The 21,059-nt window shown below is 46.0% G+C and carries 18 protein-coding genes; 1 reads left to right on the top strand and 17 read right to left on the bottom strand.

Translation table 11 applies throughout. The annotated features are described in order from the left end of the window. Position 1: 1 nt before the first annotated feature. The 7 genes from ispD to rlmD form a co-directional block, all read right to left on the bottom strand. Entirely contained in the window at positions 2-706 is a 705-nt protein-coding gene (ispD, locus tag MSG33_RS12450) for a 2-C-methyl-D-erythritol 4-phosphate cytidylyltransferase (protein ID WP_104974803.1), read from the bottom strand. 1 nt (position 707) lies between these two features. Further along, positions 708-989, bottom strand: coding sequence for a cell division protein FtsB (ftsB, locus tag MSG33_RS12445; RefSeq protein WP_005380907.1), 282 nt, complete (start codon positions 987-989; stop codon positions 708-710). Between the two features lie 467 nt (positions 990-1,456). Continuing rightward, positions 1,457-2,758 (bottom strand): phosphopyruvate hydratase, encoded by a 1,302-nt coding sequence (eno, locus tag MSG33_RS12440; RefSeq protein ID WP_005383785.1) that lies wholly within the window; start codon positions 2,756-2,758, stop codon positions 1,457-1,459. 78 nt (positions 2,759-2,836) lie between these two features. Then, a complete protein-coding gene (locus MSG33_RS12435) occupies positions 2,837-4,477 on the bottom strand; it encodes a CTP synthase (RefSeq protein ID WP_005393892.1) in 1,641 nt (546 codons plus the stop codon). Between the two features lie 211 nt (positions 4,478-4,688). Then, complete coding sequence (mazG, locus tag MSG33_RS12430; protein ID WP_104969796.1) at positions 4,689-5,486, bottom strand: nucleoside triphosphate pyrophosphohydrolase; 798 nt, start codon at positions 5,484-5,486, stop codon at positions 4,689-4,691. Positions 5,487-5,695: 209 nt separating this feature from the next. Beyond that, positions 5,696-7,915 (bottom strand): GTP diphosphokinase, encoded by a 2,220-nt coding sequence (gene relA / locus MSG33_RS12425; protein ID WP_005393896.1) that lies wholly within the window; start codon positions 7,913-7,915, stop codon positions 5,696-5,698. 123 nt (positions 7,916-8,038) lie between these two features. Next, positions 8,039-9,358 (bottom strand): 23S rRNA (uracil(1939)-C(5))-methyltransferase RlmD, encoded by a 1,320-nt coding sequence (gene rlmD, locus MSG33_RS12420; RefSeq protein WP_248381225.1) that lies wholly within the window; start codon positions 9,356-9,358, stop codon positions 8,039-8,041. A 192-nt stretch (positions 9,359-9,550) separates the two neighbouring features. Between rlmD and barA the strand changes: the two genes are divergently transcribed. Continuing rightward, the gene (barA, locus tag MSG33_RS12415; protein WP_248381224.1) at positions 9,551-12,349 is read left to right on the top strand and encodes a two-component sensor histidine kinase BarA; all 2,799 of its coding nucleotides are present in this window, start codon (positions 9,551-9,553) and stop codon (positions 12,347-12,349) included. Positions 12,350-12,418: 69 nt separating this feature from the next. Here barA and acpS read toward each other — a convergent pair whose 3' ends face one another. The 10 genes from acpS to MSG33_RS12365 form a co-directional block, all read right to left on the bottom strand. Then, a complete protein-coding gene (gene acpS, locus MSG33_RS12410; RefSeq protein WP_248381223.1) occupies positions 12,419-12,799 on the bottom strand; it encodes a holo-ACP synthase in 381 nt (126 codons plus the stop codon). Positions 12,800-12,812: 13 nt separating this feature from the next. Then, a complete protein-coding gene (gene pdxJ / locus MSG33_RS12405; RefSeq protein ID WP_006743311.1) occupies positions 12,813-13,544 on the bottom strand; it encodes a pyridoxine 5'-phosphate synthase in 732 nt (243 codons plus the stop codon). Continuing rightward, a complete protein-coding gene (gene recO, locus MSG33_RS12400) occupies positions 13,541-14,272 on the bottom strand; it encodes a DNA repair protein RecO (RefSeq protein WP_005384578.1) in 732 nt (243 codons plus the stop codon). The genes pdxJ and recO overlap by 4 nt, the downstream gene beginning before the upstream one ends. A 115-nt stretch (positions 14,273-14,387) precedes the next feature. After that, positions 14,388-15,350: a GTPase Era gene (gene era / locus MSG33_RS12395; protein WP_006743309.1), complete on the bottom strand. Its 963-nt coding sequence runs from the start codon at positions 15,348-15,350 to the stop codon at positions 14,388-14,390. Next, a complete protein-coding gene (rnc, locus tag MSG33_RS12390; RefSeq protein ID WP_005393907.1) occupies positions 15,343-16,020 on the bottom strand; it encodes a ribonuclease III in 678 nt (225 codons plus the stop codon). The genes era and rnc overlap by 8 nt, the downstream gene beginning before the upstream one ends. Positions 16,021-16,040: 20 nt before the next feature. Further along, positions 16,041-16,940, bottom strand: coding sequence for a signal peptidase I (lepB, locus tag MSG33_RS12385; protein WP_005380933.1), 900 nt, complete (start codon positions 16,938-16,940; stop codon positions 16,041-16,043). 104 nt (positions 16,941-17,044) lie between these two features. Next, entirely contained in the window at positions 17,045-18,838 is a 1,794-nt protein-coding gene (gene lepA, locus MSG33_RS12380) for a translation elongation factor 4 (RefSeq protein ID WP_248381222.1), read from the bottom strand. A gap of 159 nt (positions 18,839-18,997) precedes the next feature. Then, the gene (locus MSG33_RS12375; RefSeq protein ID WP_005384575.1) at positions 18,998-19,468 is read right to left on the bottom strand and encodes a SoxR reducing system RseC family protein; all 471 of its coding nucleotides are present in this window, start codon (positions 19,466-19,468) and stop codon (positions 18,998-19,000) included. Then, positions 19,465-20,430: a sigma-E factor regulatory protein RseB gene (rseB, locus tag MSG33_RS12370; RefSeq protein WP_248381221.1), complete on the bottom strand. Its 966-nt coding sequence runs from the start codon at positions 20,428-20,430 to the stop codon at positions 19,465-19,467. The genes MSG33_RS12375 and rseB overlap by 4 nt, the downstream gene beginning before the upstream one ends. After that, positions 20,427-21,053 carry a sigma-E factor negative regulatory protein gene (locus MSG33_RS12365; protein ID WP_012841405.1) on the bottom strand — a complete coding sequence of 209 codons (627 nt, stop codon included), beginning with the start codon at positions 21,051-21,053 and terminating at the stop codon, positions 20,427-20,429. Before MSG33_RS12365 ends, rseB begins: the two co-directional genes overlap by 4 nt. Positions 21,054-21,059 lie beyond the last annotated feature (6 nt).

The following is a 21,059-nucleotide window of genomic DNA, read 5'->3' as shown; positions in this document are numbered from 1 at the left end:
TTTAGCCGCGCTCACGGCTCAGATAAAACTCGGCTAACGCGAGATCTTCTGGCTGAGTAATTTTTATGTTGTTCGCATTACCCTGGACTAAAGCAGGCGTTTCGCCCAACCACTCTAAAGCCGATGCTTCATCCGTGATGGCTACGCCTTGTTCTAATGCGTCAGCCAGTGCTCGAGTCAGTTGTTGAGTTTTAAACATTTGTGGAGTCAGTGCATGCCACAATGCTTCTCTCTCTACCGTATGACCGATATCTTGTGCTGCATTCGCTCGCTTCATTGTGTCTCTCACTGGAGATGCAAGGATGCCACCCGTTGGGTGAGCGCAGCAAATATCAATCAAACGGTCAATGTCGGATGTTAATACACATGGCCTTGCAGCGTCGTGGACCAATACCCACTCGCTTTCCAGATGTTCATTGACATAGTTTAGCCCTGAAAGTACGGAATCAGCGCGCTCTTTACCACCCGCGACTTGAATTACATCGGGATGGTTCGCGATGGTTAACTCAGGGAAATAAGGGTCACCTTCGGTAATGGCGACAACCACTTTCGAAATTCGTGGGTGCGACAGCAACTTTTCTACAGTGTGTTCCAGCACCGCTTTTCCGTCGATCAATAAATATTGCTTAGGGCGGTCAGCCTTCATTCGACTACCGACACCGGCAGCGGGAACAATTGCGACATGCGATGAGTTCACATCCAACATTTTAATGATTTTCCTCACCTATAATGCGGTAGAAAGTCTCGCCATCTTTAACTAAACCAAGCTCATGACGCGCACGTTCTTCAATCGCATCAAGACCTTGCCTTAAGTCATCAATCTCAGCAAACATTTCATTATTGCGAGCTTGTAGCTTGCTGTTCACTTGTTGCTGAACTTCAATTTCATCTTTTACTGTGTAGTAGTCAGACACTCCGTTTTTACCAAACCATAGAGTGTATTGAAGCAAGCCAAACAGTAGCGTAAGGGCTATAACAAAGATTCGCATATCGCTGCTAACATTCTGTACCGGAAGGAATTAGATAAGGTGACATATATAGCATAAATGCGAGGTCGCCTCTAGGGGAGAAAGGGAGACTCACACGCTCCTTACAAGAAATAGGCAGCAAAATGAAACAAAGACATATGAAGCGATTCTTAGCACTCACCAAAGTAAGACCAAGAAATACAAGCCTATAGATACAAAAAACACCCCGCAAAATCAGGGGATTTTCAAAGCTTCAATCTAAGCGGTTAATCCAATGAAGAACTAAGCTTGAACTTCTTTAAGACCGCTTCTTTGAAACATGGAGGAGCGTGCTCACCTAGAGCTTCCTCGATGCAGATAAATGGGTTGCTTTCTTTAGGTATGGCAAGCAACACGGCCAGAACGGCTCATCGCTCTTAAATAAAAAACGCCCCACCGAAGTGGAGCGTTTCTAGAAAGCTATTTAGCTAAACTTATTCAATTAAGAATTAAGCTTGACCTTTAACTTCTTTAAGACCGTTGAAAGGAGCGCGCTCACCTAGAGCTTCCTCGATACGGATTAGTTGGTTGTACTTAGCAACACGGTCAGAACGGCTCATAGAACCAGTTTTGATTTGACCTGCAGCAGTACCTACCGCTAGGTCAGCGATAGTTGCATCTTCAGTTTCGCCAGAACGGTGAGAGATTACTGCTGTGTAACCTGCGTCTTTAGCCATCTTGATTGCAGCTAGAGTCTCAGTTAGAGAACCGATTTGGTTGAACTTGATAAGGATAGAGTTAGCTACGCCTTTCTCGATACCTTCAGCAAGGATCTTAGTGTTAGTAACGAATAGGTCGTCACCTACTAGTTGAAGTTTGTCACCTAGTAGTTCAGTTTGGTGCTTGAAGCCATCCCAGTCAGACTCGTCTAGACCGTCTTCGATAGAAACGATTGGGAATTGGTTAGCTAGCTCAGCTAGGTAGTGGTTGAACTCTTCAGAAGTGAAAGTTTTACCTTCGCCTTTCATGTTGTAGATGCCAGCTTCTTTGTCGAAGAACTCAGATGCTGCACAGTCCATAGCTAGAGTAACGTCTTTACCTAGTTCGTAACCAGCAGCTGCAACAGCTTCTGCGATAACTTCTAGAGCTTCTGCGTTAGATTTAAGGTTAGGAGCGAAACCACCTTCGTCACCAACTGCAGTGCTGTAGCCTTTAGACTTAAGAACTTTAGCTAGGTTGTGGAATACTTCTGCACCGATACGTAGACCTTCTTTAAGAGTCTTAGCACCAACTGGTTGGATCATGAACTCTTGGATGTCAACGTTGTTGTCTGCGTGCTCACCACCGTTGATGATGTTCATCATTGGTAGAGGCATAGAGAACTGACCAGCTGTACCGTTTAGTTCAGCGATGTGCTCGTATAGAGGCATGCCTTTAGCTGCAGCAGCAGCTTTAGCGTTTGCTAGAGAAACAGCTAGGATAGCGTTAGCACCGAATTTAGATTTGTTTTCAGTGCCGTCTAGTTCGATCATTACTGCGTCGATTGCAGCTTGGTCTTTAGCGTCTTTGCCAACTAGAGCTTCAGCGATTGGGCCGTTTACAGCTTCAACTGCTTTAAGAACACCTTTACCTAGGAAACGTGCTTTGTCACCGTCACGTAGCTCAAGAGCTTCGCGAGAACCAGTAGATGCGCCAGATGGAGCTGCCGCCATACCTACGAAACCGCCTTCTAGGTGTACTTCAGCTTCTACAGTTGGGTTACCACGTGAGTCGATGATTTCACGACCTAGAACTTTAACGATCTTAGACATTAATGTTTCCTCTCGTTTCAAATATAAATGTCAATTTTAAAGGGCAGCAGCACAACCTTCGCCGCCGCCCGTATCCTTTTACTTCTCGAATTCGCCGCGTGCGTTTTGGCCCGCAGCTTTAACGAAACCTGCAAACAATGGGTGGCCATCGCGAGGAGTCGATGTGAATTCTGGGTGGAACTGAGCCGCTACAAACCATGGGTGAGCTGGGTTCTCAATCATTTCCACTAACTTCTTGTCCGCTGATAGGCCAGAAACTTTCAGACCTGCTTTTTCGATTTGCGGACGAAGCACATTATTCACTTCGTAACGGTGACGGTGACGTTCATGGATCGTCGCGCTACCGTAAAGTTCACGAGCTTTCGTCCCTTTCTCTAGATGACATAGCTGTGAACCAAGACGCATCGTACCACCTAGGTCAGACTTTTCAGTACGCTCTTCTACGTTACCTGACTCGTCTACCCACTCTGTGATCAAACCTACCACAGGGTACTTAGTCTCTTTGTTAAATTCTGTTGAATGTGCACCTTCCATACCCGCAACGTTACGCGCGTATTCAATTAGTGCAACTTGCATACCCAAACAAATACCTAGGTAAGGCACATTGTTTTCACGTGCGTATTGAGCTGCACGGATCTTGCCTTCAATACCACGATCGCCGAAGCCACCTGGTACTAGGATCGCGTCTAAGCCTTCTAGCAGCTCAACACCTTTTGTTTCGATATCTTGTGAGTCTACATACTTAATTGTGACACTTAGACGGTTTTTCAAGCCAGCGTGTTTAAGCGCTTCGTTCACAGACTTGTATGCATCTGGCAATTCAGTGTATTTACCAACCATACCGATGGTTACTTCACCAGTAGGATTTGCTTCTTCGTAAATAACCTGTTCCCACTCAGAAAGATCAGCTTCAGGAGCTGTGATGCCAAAGCGAGCACACACAAGATCATCTAGACCTTGAGACTTGATCAATTGAGGAATCTTGTAGATAGAATCTACGTCCTTCATTGAAATTACTGCTTTTTCTGGAACATTACAGAATAGTGCGATTTTCTTACGTTCATTCGCTGGAATAACGCGGTCGCTACGGCAAACTAGGATATCTGGCTGAATACCGATAGATAGAAGTTCTTTTACAGAGTGTTGAGTTGGCTTAGTTTTCACTTCGCCCGCTGCCGCTAGGTAAGGAACAAGTGTTAGGTGCATGAACATTGCGCGCTCACGGCCTAGTTCAACGGCTAGCTGACGAATCGCTTCCATAAATGGTAGTGATTCGATATCACCAACGGTACCGCCAACTTCAACGATAGCCACATCATGGCCTTCAGAGCCAGCAATTACACGGTCTTTGATCGCGTTAGTGATGTGAGGGATAACTTGAATAGTTGCGCCTAGGTAGTCACCACGACGTTCTTTACGAAGTACGTCGGCATAAACACGACCTGCAGTAAAGTTGTTACGCTTGGTCATCTTGGTACGGATGAAACGCTCGTAGTGACCAAGGTCAAGGTCAGTCTCTGCGCCATCTTCTGTAACGAACACTTCACCGTGCTGAGTAGGGCTCATTGTGCCCGGGTCAACGTTGATGTAAGGGTCAAGCTTCATCATAGTCACTTTAAGACCACGAGCTTCTAGAATAGCCGCAAGAGATGCTGCTGCAATACCTTTACCTAGAGAGGATACAACCCCGCCAGTAACAAAAATGTAATTTGTCGTCATGTTTAACCTGAAATTGGTTGAATGAGGGAAATGGAGTGCTTCTGGACGGGAGATAAATATACCAGAAGCTCCTTACCGCCACAACGTGAAATCTATCACACCGTAATTTTTTATTTTTTGCTTCAAATCAAAGTGAGCAAAGACAAACCAAAGTCCGTTTTCGTGTTAAGAGGCAAACTGGCCTCATATTGTATATTCCGCTTATTTTCCCCTATCTAGACTCTTCTCGCTTTACTTCATCCCAGAAATCGTCGAGCTCTGATAAAGAACAATCTGTAAGCGCTTTGCCTGACTGCTGGACCTTTCCTTCAACTTGCTTAAAACGTCTCGCAAACTTTAAGTTTGCTTTCCCTAGTGCGACTTCTGGATTTTTATCAAGATGGCGTGCCAAATTGACGGTCGCAAATAGCAAATCGCCGAGTTCCAACTCCACTTTTTCTTCATCTGGCTGAACTTGTAGTGCTTCTTCCATGACTTCATCAATTTCTTCTCGCACCTTATCGACGACCGGGCCAAGAGAGTCCCAGTCAAATCCATATTTCGCACATTTTTTCTGTATCTTTGTAGCACGAGAAAGTGCTGGCAAAGAGTTTGGTATTGAGTCTAGGATACTTTCTTCCGCTTTGCCCACCTGCGCTTTTTCTTTTGCTTTTTCGGCTTCCCAGTTGGCGTTGATTTCCTCGTCAGATTCAAACTCAACATCTGAAAAAACATGCGGATGGCGACGAGTCAGTTTTTCATTCACGGTTTCGACGACATCCGAAAAGTCGAACAGCTCTTGCTCTTTCGCTAGCTGACTGTAAAAAATCACCTGAAACAACAAATCACCCAGCTCTTCTTTCAGATTTAGCCAATCACGATTCTGAATCGCATCCACCACTTCGTAGGTTTCTTCGATGGTGTGCGGAACGATGGTGTCAAAGGTTTGTTTTAAGTCCCAAGGGCAACCGTTTTCTGGGTCACGCAACTTCGCCATAATTTGTTCTAACTGTTCAATTGGATGACTCATTTTTTGTTCCTTTAAACCTTTCTACTAAAGAAAAAGGTGAGCAGCCAAAACCACTCACCTTCTACATTATATTTTCTCAGCAGCCTTCACTAAGTAATTGTTACTTTGACAAGGCAACAAGTTTTCGCGACTCCTGAGCATAGCTCGCCTATGTGATGGAGCAAGAAAACGCAGTTAACGCAGTAAAAGTGACAAGTACGACGTGAAAGTTAGCCGAGGCGTTTCACCGTCATCACATCCTTAATCTGCTCAACACGCTTCGAAACACGAGAAAGCACCTCAATATTGGTGACTTCTAGATCAAAATCCATGATAGCAAGTTGACGTCTGTAATCGACTCGGTTCTTCATACTGGTCACTTTGATCTTTTCGTTGGCGAACAGTGTCGTAATGTCTTTGAGTAGACCACCTCGCTCCATCGCTTCAACACGGACGGTGAGGATGTATGACCCGACGAAGCCGCTGCCCCAGACAGTATCGATGATACGCTCTGGCGCGTGATGGCGCAGTTCTTCTAGCTGTTCACAGTCACTACGGTGTACTGAAATCCCACGGCCTTGCGTGATGTAACCACAGATATCGTCACCAGGAATTGGCTGACAGCAACGCGCTAGGTGCGTCATTAGGTTATCAACGCCTTCTACAACGACGGCATCTTTTTTCGGTCGGCTTTGCGCTGGTGATTTGTGCTCTGCTTCTTGCAGTTTTTCCAGTGCTTGCTGGTCTTCTTCTTCTGCCGTTGGCTTGTTAACGAGCGCATTAATATGGTTAATGATTTGGTTGATACGCAAATCACCGCTACCAACACCAACGTAAAGCTCATCTGGTGTTTTGACGTTAAACCGTTTGAGAGCGTAATGCTCAGCATCTTTCAACGTTGCGCCAATTTTTGCTAACTCATGTTCAAGAATTTCACGACCCGCTTCGAGGTTCTTCTCACGGCTTTGCTTTCGGAACCAGGCGTTAATTTTGGCACGCGCGCGGCCAGAATGAACGAAGCCTAATGATGGGTTTAACCAGTCACGTGATGGGTTAGGTTCTTTCTGAGTGATAATCTCAACCTGATCACCCATATGTAGTTTATGAGTAAACGGTACTATGCGGCCTCCGACTTTGGCGCCAATACAACGGTGTCCCACTTCGGAGTGAATATGGTAGGCAAAATCTAGCGGCGTTGCCCCCATTGGTAAATCGACAACATCGCCGCGAGGTGTAAAGGCATAGACGCGATCATCAAAGACTTGGCTACGTAGCTCATCAAGCATTTCGCCAGAATCTGACATTTCTTCTTGCCAATCCAGTAGCTTACGCAGCCACGTAATCTTCTCATCATAACCGCTTCGGCTGCTTGCCCCTTCTTTATATTTCCAGTGCGCTGCAACACCCAGCTCCGACTCTTCATGCATTTGCTTGGTACGAATCTGGATCTCGATGGTTTTGCCTTCTGGCCCTAGAATTACGGTGTGGATCGATTGATAACCGTTTGGTTTAGGGTTAGCAACGTAGTCATCAAACTCGCTCGGTAGGTGCTTGTATTTGGTGTGAACTACGCCCAAAGCCGCGTAACAGTCTTGCAGTTTGTCTGCGATGATACGTACTGCTCGAACATCAAACAGCTCATCGAATGCCAAACTCTTCTTCTGCATTTTTCGCCAAATGCTGTAGATGTGCTTAGGTCGACCACTCACTTCGGCGTTAATACCTGACACTTCCATTTCGTGCGTAAGGTCTTCAACAAAGTCTTTGATGTACTGTTCACGAACGATGCGTCGCTCAGAAAGCTGCTTGGCAATTTGTTTGTAAGTTTCCGGCTGTTGGTAGCGGAAAGCGTAATCTTCAATTTCCCATTTCAGCTGACCGATGCCTAATCGGTTTGCTAGCGGCGCATAGATGTTGGCACACTCTTTTGCCGCCGCACGTCGAACCTCATCAGGCGCTTTTTTAACTTCAATAAGATTACAAATTCGTTCCGCGAGCTTGATAACCACGCAGCGGAAGTCATCCACCATGGCAAGCAGCATGCGGCGTACGTTATCTACCTGAGATGACGCCGCACTGCCTTCCATGTTGACATTGAGTTGGCCAATAGCCGCCATCTCTTCAACGCCATCGATTAATTTTATGATTTCTTTGCTGTATTTCTCTTCCAGAATTTCTCTGTTAAAAGCACCACTTGAAACCAAAGGAAACAGTTGTGCAGCCACTAAGGTGGCCTGATCCATAGACAAGGTGATCAAAATTTCGATCATTTCTCGTCCACGCCACAACAACAGTTCCGCTTGCTCGTTATCGGCTAATACCGTCTGGCAATCTCGATATACTTCGATTAAGCGTGAGGCTGTGTTTTTCTCTTGTCCTAGGCTAGCCACCCAGTTTTCGAGTTCAAACTGTTCATCTTGGTTTAAATGCGCGCTTCTTACCGCAACCATCTCATCATCCTAATTATTATATTCGTGTGGTTTGACTAACACCGTCCAGGTTAGTTCTTTTACCTGCGCGTAAACGCTGGCTTTATGACCACCCACCACAAATAAGGGGCCAAAGTCCTAAAGTTAGGACTTTTCAAACAATGCCATCGATTCTAGATGACTGGTATGAGGGAACATGTCCAGCATACCTAATTTAGTTAATTTATAGCCTTGCTCCATCAAGCTTTGGCTGTCCCTAGCAAGGGTAGCAGGATTACAAGAAACATAAACTACACGCTGTGCGCCAAGCTCAGAAACTTGATCGATGATCCCACTTGCCCCCGCGCGTGCTGGGTCTAACAGCACTTTATCAAACCGTTCTGCCGCCCAGACCTGCCCTTCAAAATCTTGCTCAAGGTTAGCGTGATAAAATTGCGCATTATTGATTTGGTTCAAGGATGCATTATTTGTGGCTTTTTCGACCATCTCTGCAACACCTTCGACACCAACCACGTGCTTAGCTAACTTCGCAATCGGTAAACTGAAGTTGCCTACGCCGCAGAACAAATCTAACACTCTGTCACTCTTTTGCGGGTCTAACCACTCAACCGCTTGCGTGACCATTTGTTGATTTACGGCTTGGTTCACTTGAATGAAATTATTTGGCGCAAAAGGAATTTTCACGCCAACCTCTTGATAAAAAGGCATATCACCTTCAACAAGGTTTAGCTGATCTGTTGCTGGCATTAAGTACAGCGATGCATTACGACGTTTTGCTAGCTCCGTTAGAGATTGAGTTTCACTCGCTGTCAGAGCACTCAAGTGACGCAACGTAATACACGGCCCATTATCACCAAGTACCAGCTCTACATGGCCCAATTGCTCCGGCTTTTTAAACGCTTTTAGTGCTGAATAAATATCTGGAAGCAGAACGTTCAGTTCCGGCGCCAGCACTGGGCAGTCGGTCACTTGCGCGATTTGCTTACTCTGCTTTTTACGGAAACCAAAATGTAGCTGACGTGTTTTTTTATCGACAAATAAACTCACTCGCGCACGACGACGATAGGCCAGTGAATCCCCTAATAATGGCGCATCAAGCTCGATATCATTGCCTGAAAATTTTCGCATCAGCTGACGCAGTGTTTGCTGTTTGTACGTCAATTGTTGGTCATAATCTAGATGTTGCAAATCACAGCCACCACACTCGTGGTAATGCGGACAAAATGGCTCCACGCGAGTGTCACTCGGCTTGAGAATCTTAATCAGTTTACCGCGAGCAAATTTACTTTTTTCTTCCACTAATTGTGTGACGACTTCTTCTCCCGGCAATGCGCCATCAATAAACAGCGGTTTTTTCTTTAGGTAAGCAATACCTGCGCCGTGGTGATCTAAACGCTCCACTTGCACCGCTTGATGACGAGTATTGAGTTGGGTTTTCTTTTTCGGTTGAAAGATGCGTGCCATGCTCTATGCCTGATTTATGTCTAATTGCTCTTCGGCTTCACTATTCTTGATTGCAGCCGTTGTGTGATTCGAGTGACTTGATTATGCTTACCGTTTATTAGGTGACGTCACTTCTTTGCTCAACGCCTTATCGTGCGCTTGAGAAATAATGCGTTATTTTCCCATATCCAGACTCCGATGTAATTAGATAACATGACCAGATATGGCTTACGAGCACGTGTAATTACACTGACTCTCGCTCCCACTCTCATCATTGGTTTATTACTGAGCGGTTTTTTCTCATTTAATCGCTACCAAGACCTTGAGAAACAAGTTATCACCACTGGTAACAGCATCATTGAACCGTTAGCAATTGCCAGTGAAACTCATCTACTATCAGAAAGCCGAGAGGCGGTACGTCGCTTGATAAGCTACGCCCATCGCAAAAACTCTAAACTGGTTCGTAGTATCGCGGTGTTTGATGAACATCATGAGCTCTTCGTGACATCTAACTTTCACCCTAATTTCGAAGCCTTGATGTTTCCTAAAGATAAACCGATCCCGCAACTGGGCAATTCGGAAATCTACGAAAACTCACTGATATTGCGCGTACCTATTTTATCCGAGGGTCACTATTTAGCGGAGTTGTCGAACGAAAGCCAAGGAACCAAAGCAATTGGTTATATTGCCGTTGAGTTAGATCTCTCCTCTTTAAGGCTGCAACAGTATCAAGAAGTTTTCTCTGCTTTTTTAGTTCTTATACTCGGTCTTGGCTTGGCAAGTGTGTTTGCTTCACGTCTGATGCACGATGTTACCCAGCCTATCACCCACATGAAGAATGTCGTTGACCGCATCCGCCGTGGTCACCTAGACGTGCGTATCGAAGGTAAAATGCATGGTGAGTTAGACCAACTGAAAAACGGTATTAACGCCATGGCGGTATCTCTATCGGAATATCACGTGGAGATGCAGCACAGTATAGACCAAGCCACATCAGACTTGCGTGAAACGCTTGAGCAGCTAGAGATTCAGAACGTTGAGTTAGATATCGCGAAGAAACGCGCGCAAGAAGCGGCCAGGGTTAAATCTGAGTTCTTGGCGAACATGTCGCACGAACTGCGTACTCCGCTCAATGGGGTTATTGGCTTTACTCGTCAAATGCTTAAAACGCAGCTTTCTAACAGCCAAACTGATTACCTACAGACGATTGAGAAATCGGCGAACAATCTACTGAACATCATCAATGACATTCTCGACTTCTCGAAACTTGAGGCGGGTAAGCTGGCGCTGGAAAACATTCCGTTTGATTTCCGAGAAAGTTTAGAAGAAGTGATTAACCTACAAGCCACAAGTGCACATGAGAAAGGGTTAGAAATCACCCTAAAAGTGGACCCTAAAATTCCACCGGGTTTAGTTGGGGACCCACTACGTATCCAGCAAATTTTGACGAACTTAGTCGGTAACTCAATCAAGTTTACCGAGCGAGGCAACATTGATGTTAGCGTTGAAATGCGCTCTCAATCAGGGGACTCCGTCGAACTGCAATTCATGGTGCGTGATACCGGCATTGGTATTTCTGAACGTCAGCAAGCGCAATTATTCCAAGCATTTAGCCAAGCGGATGCCAGCATTTCACGTCGCTACGGCGGTACTGGGTTAGGTTTGGTTATCACGCAGAAATTGGTAAGCCAGATGGGTGGTGAGATCAGCTTAACCAGCCGCCTACACCAAGGTTCGACGTTCTGGTTTACGGTGCGCTTGCACTCAACCGAAATGCCGATGAGCGAACTGATTGAAGTGGAACTTCTGACTGGCAAACAGTTGCTATTGATTGAACCAAACATGCAAGCCGCATCCGTAACCCAACAGATTCTAAGTCAAGAAGGTATCTTAGTAACCTACCGCTCTTCGCTACCGAAAAACGAAGAACAATATGACTATGTATTACTGAATTTAGCGGCAAATCAAACGCATGATGTAGACGTCATTACACCTTGGATAGAACAAGCGAAACGCATGGCTCCGAGTGTGATCCTAGGGACGCCGAGTACCGAACTGGCACTTGCCGACCAAATTATGACAGAGCATCACGTCCAATGCCTGACGAAGCCGTTGTCTCGCCGTAAACTGCTACAAAGCCTGATTAGCGAACATGTCGAATCACCACCAACATTGAGTGCTCCAATTACGCCAAGCGAAGGGGAGCGTTTACCTCTGACGGTGTTAGCGGTGGATGATAACCCAGCAAACTTGAAGCTGATTTCCGCTCTGCTTCGCGAACGAGTAGAAACCGTCACCGCCTGTAGCAATGGCCAGCAAGCGGTGAACCTTGCGACGGAGAAAAAGTACGACTTAATCTTCATGGATATCCAAATGCCACAAATGGATGGTGTGACCGCTTGTCAGCACATTAAAGAGTTGGAGTTAAATAAAGATACGCCAGTGATTGCGGTAACGGCGCATGCCATGGCGGGTGAACGAGACCGCTTGCTCTCGGCAGGAATGGATGACTACTTGACCAAACCTATTGAAGAGCATGTGCTACAACAGGTTTTGGTTCACTGGAACCCAAATGCTTGTACAGAGAGCATTGGCAAAGTCGCCCCTTCATACGTTGATGAACCTGAAGGAAGCGCACCACAATCCGTTTCTTCGCCTCAGCAGGATGTGATTATTGATTGGCAAGCTGCCTTAAAACAGAGCGCGAATAAAGAGGATCTAGCCAAAGACATGCTGCGCATGTTGATTGAGTTCATCCCTGAAGTAGAAGCAGTCGTTGACCAAGCTCTGGAGCAAGAAGATATCTCCCGTGATGACCTAATTCATGTCATCCATAAGCTGCACGGCAGTAGCTCATATTGCGGAGTGCCTAGGCTGAAATCACTCTGTGCGACGCTTGAGCAAGCACTGCGCTCAGGGCTCAGTCTTGAGGAGGTTGAGCCTGAAATGTTCGAGCTGCAAGATGAAATGATTAAAGTCACAACAACTGCAAAATTATACCTTGAACAGTAATCTGCTCGAGAGACAAGAAAGCCAGAGCATCTGCTCTGGCTTTTTAGTATTTTGTTTAAGACTTACAAGCTAGGACTCAAAAATGACCGTCGCCACAGCGTAATGACGCTCATCGGAAATGGACAGGTGAATGTGGTTAACTCCCATCGCATCCGCTATTTGCTTTGCTGTGCCCGTCAATGCGAGCACTGGTTTTCCAAGCGCATCGTTCGAGATGGAAAAATCGTGAAACGTGACCCCTCTCGCGATCCCTGTCCCCAATGCTTTTGAGGCCGCTTCTTTGACCGCAAAGCGCTTAGCAAGATAACGGCCTTGCAGCTTAAGCTGTGAAAATTTAGCCATTTCTTCTTCTGAAAGAATACGCTGAGCAAAAGGCTCACCACTACGAGCTAACGCTTTTTCAATACGCTCAATTTCTGCAATGTCGGTCCCTAACCCTATAATCGCCATCTAGATAGCCCTATTACTGGCGTGCCTCAATCATCAGTGCTTTCATGTCCGCAACCGCTTTATTCAAACCATCAAATACCGCGCGACCAATGATTGAGTGACCAATGTTGAGTTCGTAAATTTCTGGTAATGCAGCAATTGGCGCGACATTGTGATAAGTCAGGCCATGCCCGGCATTAACAATAATACCTAGGTCATGTGCATAACTCGCACCAGCGGCAATCTTCTTCAGTTCTGCTTGCTGTTCGTCTTCTGTCGTCGCATCAGCATAATGACCCGTGTGTAGCTCAATAAACGGAGCACCACACTTTTTCGCAGCTTCAATCTGTTGACGGTCAGCATCAATAAAGAGTGAAACTTTAATGCCTGCATCTGTCAGCTTTTTCGTCGCAGCTTTAATTTTTTCAAGCTGCCCCACAACGTCCAAGCCACCTTCCGTCGTCAGTTCTTCACGTTTTTCAGGCACTAAGCACACAAACTCTGGTTGAGTTTGCAGCGCAATCTCAACCATTTCGTCTGTCACTGCCATCTCTAGATTCATACGCGTTTGAATGGTTTCACGCAGAATACGTACATCACGATCCAAAATATGGCGACGGTCTTCACGTAAGTGAATTGTGATACCATCCGCGCCTGCACGCTCAGCAATTTCTGCAGCGTGAACAGGATCCGGGTATTTTGTACCACGTGCATTACGTAGAGTGGCAATATGGTCGATATTGACGCCTAAATAAATTGAGCTCATTTTCCGTTACTCCGTGCTCTGGGGGTCTGAATGAAAAATTCACGACTTTTTAAAGGTTTGCCGCCAAGATACGGCTTTAAGGCTATACGTGTAAAGCGTTTTGCCGCTTTTAGCTGCTCTTTAGTGACGAACCGCCGCTCACTGATAGCAATCAGCTCATTCCCTAAAAACGTAAGGTTATCGCGCCTAACCGAAGCTATGAAGCCTTTTTGTTCCCGGTAACGATACGTCATCTCTGGGTCGACGGGCTCGCCAGTACCTGCACAGTGCAAAAAGTCCACGCCATACCCCATCGCAGATAGCAATGCTAACTCAAAACGACGCAGTGCTGGCTCAGGGTTCTCGTTGTGTGCCAACTCTGTTAGCGCATGCAAATAATCATGAAATAGCGCTGGCATCGGCACTTCAGCCATCAATATCCGACCAATCAGTTCATTGACGTACATGGCAGAGTAGAGATTAATGCCCGTTAGCGGTAAGCCTAGGCTTATCGGCTCGGCTTGACGCAAAGTCTTCATCGAACCTTTCCCCGACCATTTAAGTAACAGCGGAGTAAAAGGTTGCAATGCGCCTTTTAAGTTCGAACGCTTACTGCGCGCGCCTTTGGCCATTAAAGTCATTCGACCATATTCCTCACTGAATACATCAAGGATTAAGCTCGATTCACTGTAAGGGCGGCGATGTAAAACAAAGCAGCGCTGTAAACCTTCGGAAGACAGATTACTCATCTAAGTCATTGTGCCTAAAAAGTGTGAAATAAAAAATAAGGAGCCGAGCGGCTCCTTATTTTAATCGATACTAATTTTTCATCGATGTTGGAGCGAAGCATCTTCGCAGCCAAGATTATAAATCGTCGATATAGCCCAACGAGCGCAGAGCTCGTTCATCGTCAGCCCAGCCAGATTTCACTTTTACCCAGGTTTCTAGGTAAACCTTACGACCGAACAACTCTTCCATATCTAAACGCGCTTCACGACCAATGGTCTTGATCTTCTCGCCACCTTTACCAATCACCATTTTCTTCTGGCCATTACGCTCAACAAGAATCAAGGCATTGATGTGGAAACCGTCGGTTTCTGGGTTGTAATCAAAACGTTCAATCTCGACCGTTACCGAGTATGGCAATTCTTCACCCGTGAAACGCATTAACTTTTCACGCACAATTTCAGATGCCATAAAGCGCTGGGAGCGATCAGTCACGTATTCTTCTGGGAAGTGGTGCGTTGCTTTAGGTAAGTGATTACGCACGTGCTTACGCAGTACATCAATGTTCTTCCCTTGCTTCGCAGAGATTGGCACAACGTCCACGAAGTCCATCTTCTTAGACATCTCAGCCATGTGTAGCATCACTTCGTTACGATCTTGCACGTTGTCGACTTTATTGACACAAAGCACAACTGGGAAGTTCGATTTTTGAAGCTTAGTTAGCACCATCTCATCGTCTTTGGTCCAATGCGTACCATCGACTAAGAAGAACACTAGGTTTACATCACTTAGAGATGAGTTAGCCGCACGGTTCATCAGGCGGTTAATCGCACGCTTTTCTTCAATGTGAAGTCCTGGCGTGTCGACGTAAATCGCTTGGTAATCGCCGTCTGTGTCCACACCCATAATGCGGTGGCGTGTTGTTTGCGGCTTACGTGAGGTGATCGAAATCTTCTGACCCAAGATTTTGTTCAGAAGTGTCGACTTACCTACGTTTGGGCGACCAACAATAGCAATGAAGCCACAGTGCTGGTTTTCTGGCGAGCTTGGCTCACCTTGTGATGCGAAAAACGCATCGATATCGAATTCGTTATCAGCCATTTGTTAATTGCTCAAGTGCTGTTTCAGCAGCCGCTTGTTCTGCCTTGCGGCGGCTGGTGCCTTTCCCGATTACAGGCTTGTCCACACCTGCTACTTCACACTCAACCGTAAACTCTTGGTTGTGCGCTTCACCTTTAATATTAGTTACTGTGTACACAGGCAGCGGTTTTCTTCTGCCTTGCAGGAACTCTTGTAGGCGAGTTTTCGGATCTTTTTGTGAGACGCCAGGTTTAATGGCTTCAAGGCGTGAGTTGTACCAACTCAGTACAATGCCTCGCACGACTTCAAGATCGCTGTCTAGGTAAATTGCGCCAATAATGGCTTCAACCGCATCGGCTAAAATAGAGTCTCGGCGGAAACCGCCACTCTTCAATTCACCTGGACCTAATTTTAAATAATCTCCTAGATCGAATTCACGACCCAGTTCCGCCAATGTATGTCCGCGAACCAAAGTAGCACGCATACGGCTCATGTCACCCTCGTTCACTTTCGGGAAACGATGGTACAGATCATCAGCGATGACAAAACTTAAAATTGAATCGCCCAGAAACTCAAGACGTTCATTATGCTTACTGTTGGCGCTGCGGTGAGTCAGCGCCAAGTTGATAAGCCCGGCATCTTGAAACTGGTAGCCGAGCTTTCTCTCTAGTTTATCAATTGGAGAATTCATACTCTCTCGATATAAAATGGTTAGTGAATACCACCGATGCGGTTAAAACGCACACCAGTTGGAATCCATGAAGGTAGAACGCTATCTGCGCCACGATCAAACTCGAAGCTGATCCAAATGGCGACAGCTTTGCCGACTAAGTTTGCTTCAGGAACGAAGCCCCAGTAACGGCTGTCAGCACTGTTGTCACGGTTATCACCCATCACAAAGTACTGACCTTGTGGTACAACCCACTCTGTCGTACCGCTACGTGGGAAGTATTGCTCCACACGGTTACGAACAAGAGGGTTAACCAAAATATTGTGCTCCACGTTACCCAATTTTTCATCCAGTTGGATCATTGGAATACCGTTCGAGCTAAACTGACTTTCTTCAACATTGCTCAGTTTAACTGGTTTACACGCCGATTCACCTTGGCTTTGCACGCAAAGCTGCTTATCACTTGAATAACGCACTATATCACCAGGCAAACCAACAACACGCTTAATGTAATCCACGCTTGGTTGTGGCGGGTATTTGAATACCACGATATCACCACGCTCAGGTTTACCTGTTTCAACTAACTGCGTGCGCCATACCGGATCTTTCAAGCCATAGGCGTATTTTTCTACCAAGATAAAGTCACCCACCAACAAAGTCGGCATCATTGAGCCTGATGGGATTTGAAATGGTTCGTAGATAAAAGAACGTAATACTAAAACGAACGCAATCACAGGAAAAATTGAGACGCTATTTTCAACCCACCAAGGCTGACGCTCAACTTTTTGCAAGGTCACTGCATCCAAACCATTAGACGTCTGAGCTTGAATCTCCGCCAGTTTTTCCTGACGCTTTTTCGCGAAAACCAGCTTTTCCAATAGCCAAACCACGCCAGTTACCAAAGTCGCAATAACCAGCATCAGTGAGAATGTATTCGCCATTAAATTCCCTTATCTAAAAATACGAAAGTGAAAGAGCCGAAACCCTTTCACTTATTTTAATATCTAACGTCTTAAGACCGACAAGTGTGAGACAAAGTTCAACTTTAGTCTTTACCTACGTGAAGGATGGCTAGGAACGCTTCTTGAGGCAGCTCAACGTTACCGATCTGCTTCATGCGCTTCTTACCTTCTTTCTGTTTCTTCAGAAGTTTCTTCTTACGACTTACGTCACCGCCGTAACATTTCGCGATTACGTTCTTACGCAGCTGTTTTACAGTTGAACGTGCGATAATGTGGTTACCAATCGCTGCTTGGATTGCGATATCAAACATTTGGCGAGGGATAAATTCTTTCATCTTCTCTACCAGCTGACGACCGCGAGTCTGAGACTGGTCTTTGTGTGTGATCATCGCCAATGCATCAACGGTGTCACCGTTCAGAAGAACGTCTACACGTACCATATTCGACGCTTCAAAACGCTGGAAGTTGTAATCCAAAGACGCATAACCACGAGATGTCGATTTCAGACGGTCGAAGAAATCCAGTACCACTTCTGCCATTGGAATATCGTAAGTCACGGCAACCTGGTTACCGTGGTAAACCATATCGACCTGAGTACCACGCTTTTCAACACACAGCGTGATCACGTTACCTAGATAGTCTGAAGGTACCAGGATATTACAACGAGCGATCGGTTCACGAATTTCTTCAATATCATTGATCGCTGGTAGTTTAGCAGGGCTATCAACGTACAGCAGTTCACCATCGGTCTTTTCAACTTCGTAAACTACCGTTGGTGCCGTGGTGATAAGATCTAAGTCGTATTCACGCTCTAGACGCTCTTGGATAATTTCCATGTGCAGCATGCCAAGGAAACCACAACGGAAACCAAAGCCAAGTGCCGCTGAGTTTTCTGGCTCGTAGAATAGCGATGCGTCGTTTAGGCTTAATTTGCCCAGCGCATCACGGAAGTTCTCGTAATCGTCAGAAGATACCGGGAACAGACCTGCGTAAACCTGAGGTTTTACTTTCTTAAAGCCTGGTAGCGGTTTTTCACAGCCATTCTTAGCCATAGTCAGCGTATCACCAACTGGTGCACCAAGGATGTCTTTAATACCACAAACCACCCAACCTACTTCACCAGTACGAAGGATATCGGTATCTACTTGTTTTGGCGTAAAAATACCAAGACGGTCTACACCCCAAACTTGACCCGTGCTCATCACTTTGATCTTGTCGTTCTTCTTCAGTTCGCCGTTTTTAATACGTACTAGAGAAACAACGCCAAGATAGTTATCAAACCATGAGTCAATGATCAGCGCTTGTAATGGCGCATCTGGGTCACCTTCCGGTGCTGGAATCGCTGATACGATGTTCTCTAGAACGTCATCAACACCGATGCCTGTCTTCGCAGAACAGCGGGTTGCTTCCATTGCATCGATACCAACGATTTCTTCAATTTCTTCTGCCACGCGCTCAGGATCGGCTGCTGGTAGGTCAATCTTGTTCAAGATTGGCACAACCTCTAGATCCATCTCAATCGCGGTGTAACAGTTAGCCAGTGTTTGAGCCTCAACACCTTGACCCGCATCTACAACCAATAACGCACCTTCACAAGCCGCTAGAGAACGTGATACTTCATATGCAAAGTCAACGTGCCCCGGAGTATCGATGAAGTTCAGCTGATACGTTTCACCGTCTTTAGCGGTGTAGTTTAGCGTCACACTCTGAGATTTAATGGTGATACCACGCTCACGTTCAAGATCCATAGAATCCAGAACCTGTGCGGCCATTTCACGATCGGTTAACCCGCCACAAACTTGGATTAGACGGTCTGATAGGGTCGACTTACCATGGTCGATGTGGGCGATAATCGAAAAGTTACGAATGTGCTTCATAGATTTAGGGTGACTAACTCTTTACAAATAGGGACAGTAAGAAACGCCATCCACTGACGGCATTTCAATCAAGTTTGCAGATTCTACCGAATTTCGTTAACGGGCGCACGTAATTTAAAGTACATACCCAAATAACCTTTAGTGGAGGGGGGACGGCGCTTACTGGATTGGCTCTCCAAGTACCCGAACAAGGGTAACTTGGCGCTTGGATTCATCCTCTAACGGACGAGAAACACGTTTTGCGATCCACATTCCACCAGCTGCAAATAATACTGATGCCAATATGATGATACCTTCCCCGCCCGCGGTCAGCGGCGCTAATAGGAAGTGACCAAACATCGCACCGATAATCAAACCAAACAACGGCAGTAAATAAACCGCCATTGCTGATTTTATCAGACTCGACTCAGGAAAGCCTATCTCAACGACTTGACCTATCTTCACTGATTTATCCGTGCGCAGGTGCCAAGATAAACTCTTGTTACCAATGGCTTTAGTCACAACGCCCGTTCCACAGCTTTTCTGTGAAGAGCAACTACTGCAACTGGTCTGCTGTTCGCAGCTTAAATCAATTTCGTATTGTTTACCGCGACGATGTACGTCTGTCACAGTAGCCAACGCGGTCATCATTGTTGTTTACTCTTTGTTACATTAAATGTGACAGATTGAGCGATACGCTGTGCTGTGGTCGGCGGAATGTCTCCAACTACGGAGATTTCATGTTGACCGCTCACAAAACTATGCAGCGTTCTTCGGCCTTGGCGAACCAACTGACCTTTTAACGAATGCTCATCTTTGTTTGCTACGTAAATAGAGAAGCTAAATAGACCGTCAGAGTACAGCTGACTCTCCACCATTTGATTGGTAACAGCCATGCGGTAGCGGTTCAGCTCGTTCGGTTCGAAACCTTCAGGGATCCAACCTACCTGCCAATTGCTGGTTCCAATATCGCCTTTTGGCATGGTGAGAACAGCTGGTAATTGAACATCTTGTAGGCCACTCATTAACTCTGCGATTTTTGGATTCACCGTGTAAGAAATAGTGCGATATTGTTCAAGCATCTCACCATCACGGTCCACAAGGTCGGCACGTAACGGCAATTTACTCTTTTCATCGATCCATAGTACGTATGAATAGCGCAGACCGTCTTTAGGGACGACACGCAGCACTTGTGTTGCTACACCTGCTTCACGAGCTCTACCCACTTTTACATAGTCGTAATACAAGTTTAGCTCATCGATATTGGTGTTGAGCATAGGCATGGTCGGAGCGACCATTTTACCTGACTCGATGGTGAATGGTTCTAAACCCGTTTCGATATAGCTTACTTCTGTGCCACGACGAATCACTTCGCGCACAGGGCCACTTAAATAAACAAGATGAGCATATTGATCGTCACCATGCGTCGCATGACGATACAGCAACGGCTCAATGCTGTTCTTTTTGATAAGGATATAAGAGAGTTCGTAACTTAAATTCTTACTCGCCTCGCTCATTTGATGCAATAAAGCCTCCGCTGGCTTATCACCAGCAAAGGCTTGAGAAGACATCATACTGAACAGAGCGCAAGCGCTGATCAGAAATTTTTTCATTCAATATCCGGATTCAGATTTGCATCTTGTTGAGATGCATCACTGTTAATTCGTAACTGCAATTCGTAGTCTCGCAGCATAGCATGAACACGCTTACGTTGCTCTTGCATATTTGCTTCACCTACAGAACGCTCAACAGACTCACGAGTTAAACTCACAGGCTCTGCGCTGCCAGCAAACGGAACTGTCTGCAACACAGGCAATTGGTCTGTTTGCGGCGACATTGAATCACTACCACCGTACTGCTGTACACCTAAAATAACAACAAGCGATACACATGCAGCAACAGCAACTTGACCAAACTGTGTCAACCAACCTGGCAACTGACGTTTTGCTTTTTGCGGTTCTGGTTGCGACTCTTTTGGCGTATCAGCAATTGAGATAACATTTGCACTGTGCGCATCAAACGCACGGTGTGCAGGTTCATCTTCTAACGCTAACGCCACGCTTTCAGCAATATTCCACTCAGGTTTTGCTGGCGCTTCGCCTCGCATCACATCACCAATCAGGTGGTAGTTCTGCCAAGCATCACGGCTCTCTTGGTCTTGCTCTAACTCTTGAATTAAAGCCTTATCGACCAATTCTCCATCCATGAGAGCTGAAAGTTTTTCTTTGTCAGCCATTATTTT

It is taken from the genome of Vibrio sp. 1CM7H (assembly GCF_023161645.1).
Classification (GTDB): Bacteria; Pseudomonadota; Gammaproteobacteria; order Enterobacterales; family Vibrionaceae; genus Vibrio; species Vibrio diabolicus.
Note: the sequence above shows the minus strand (reverse complement) of the source record. Positions and strands in the feature narration are given on the sequence as shown.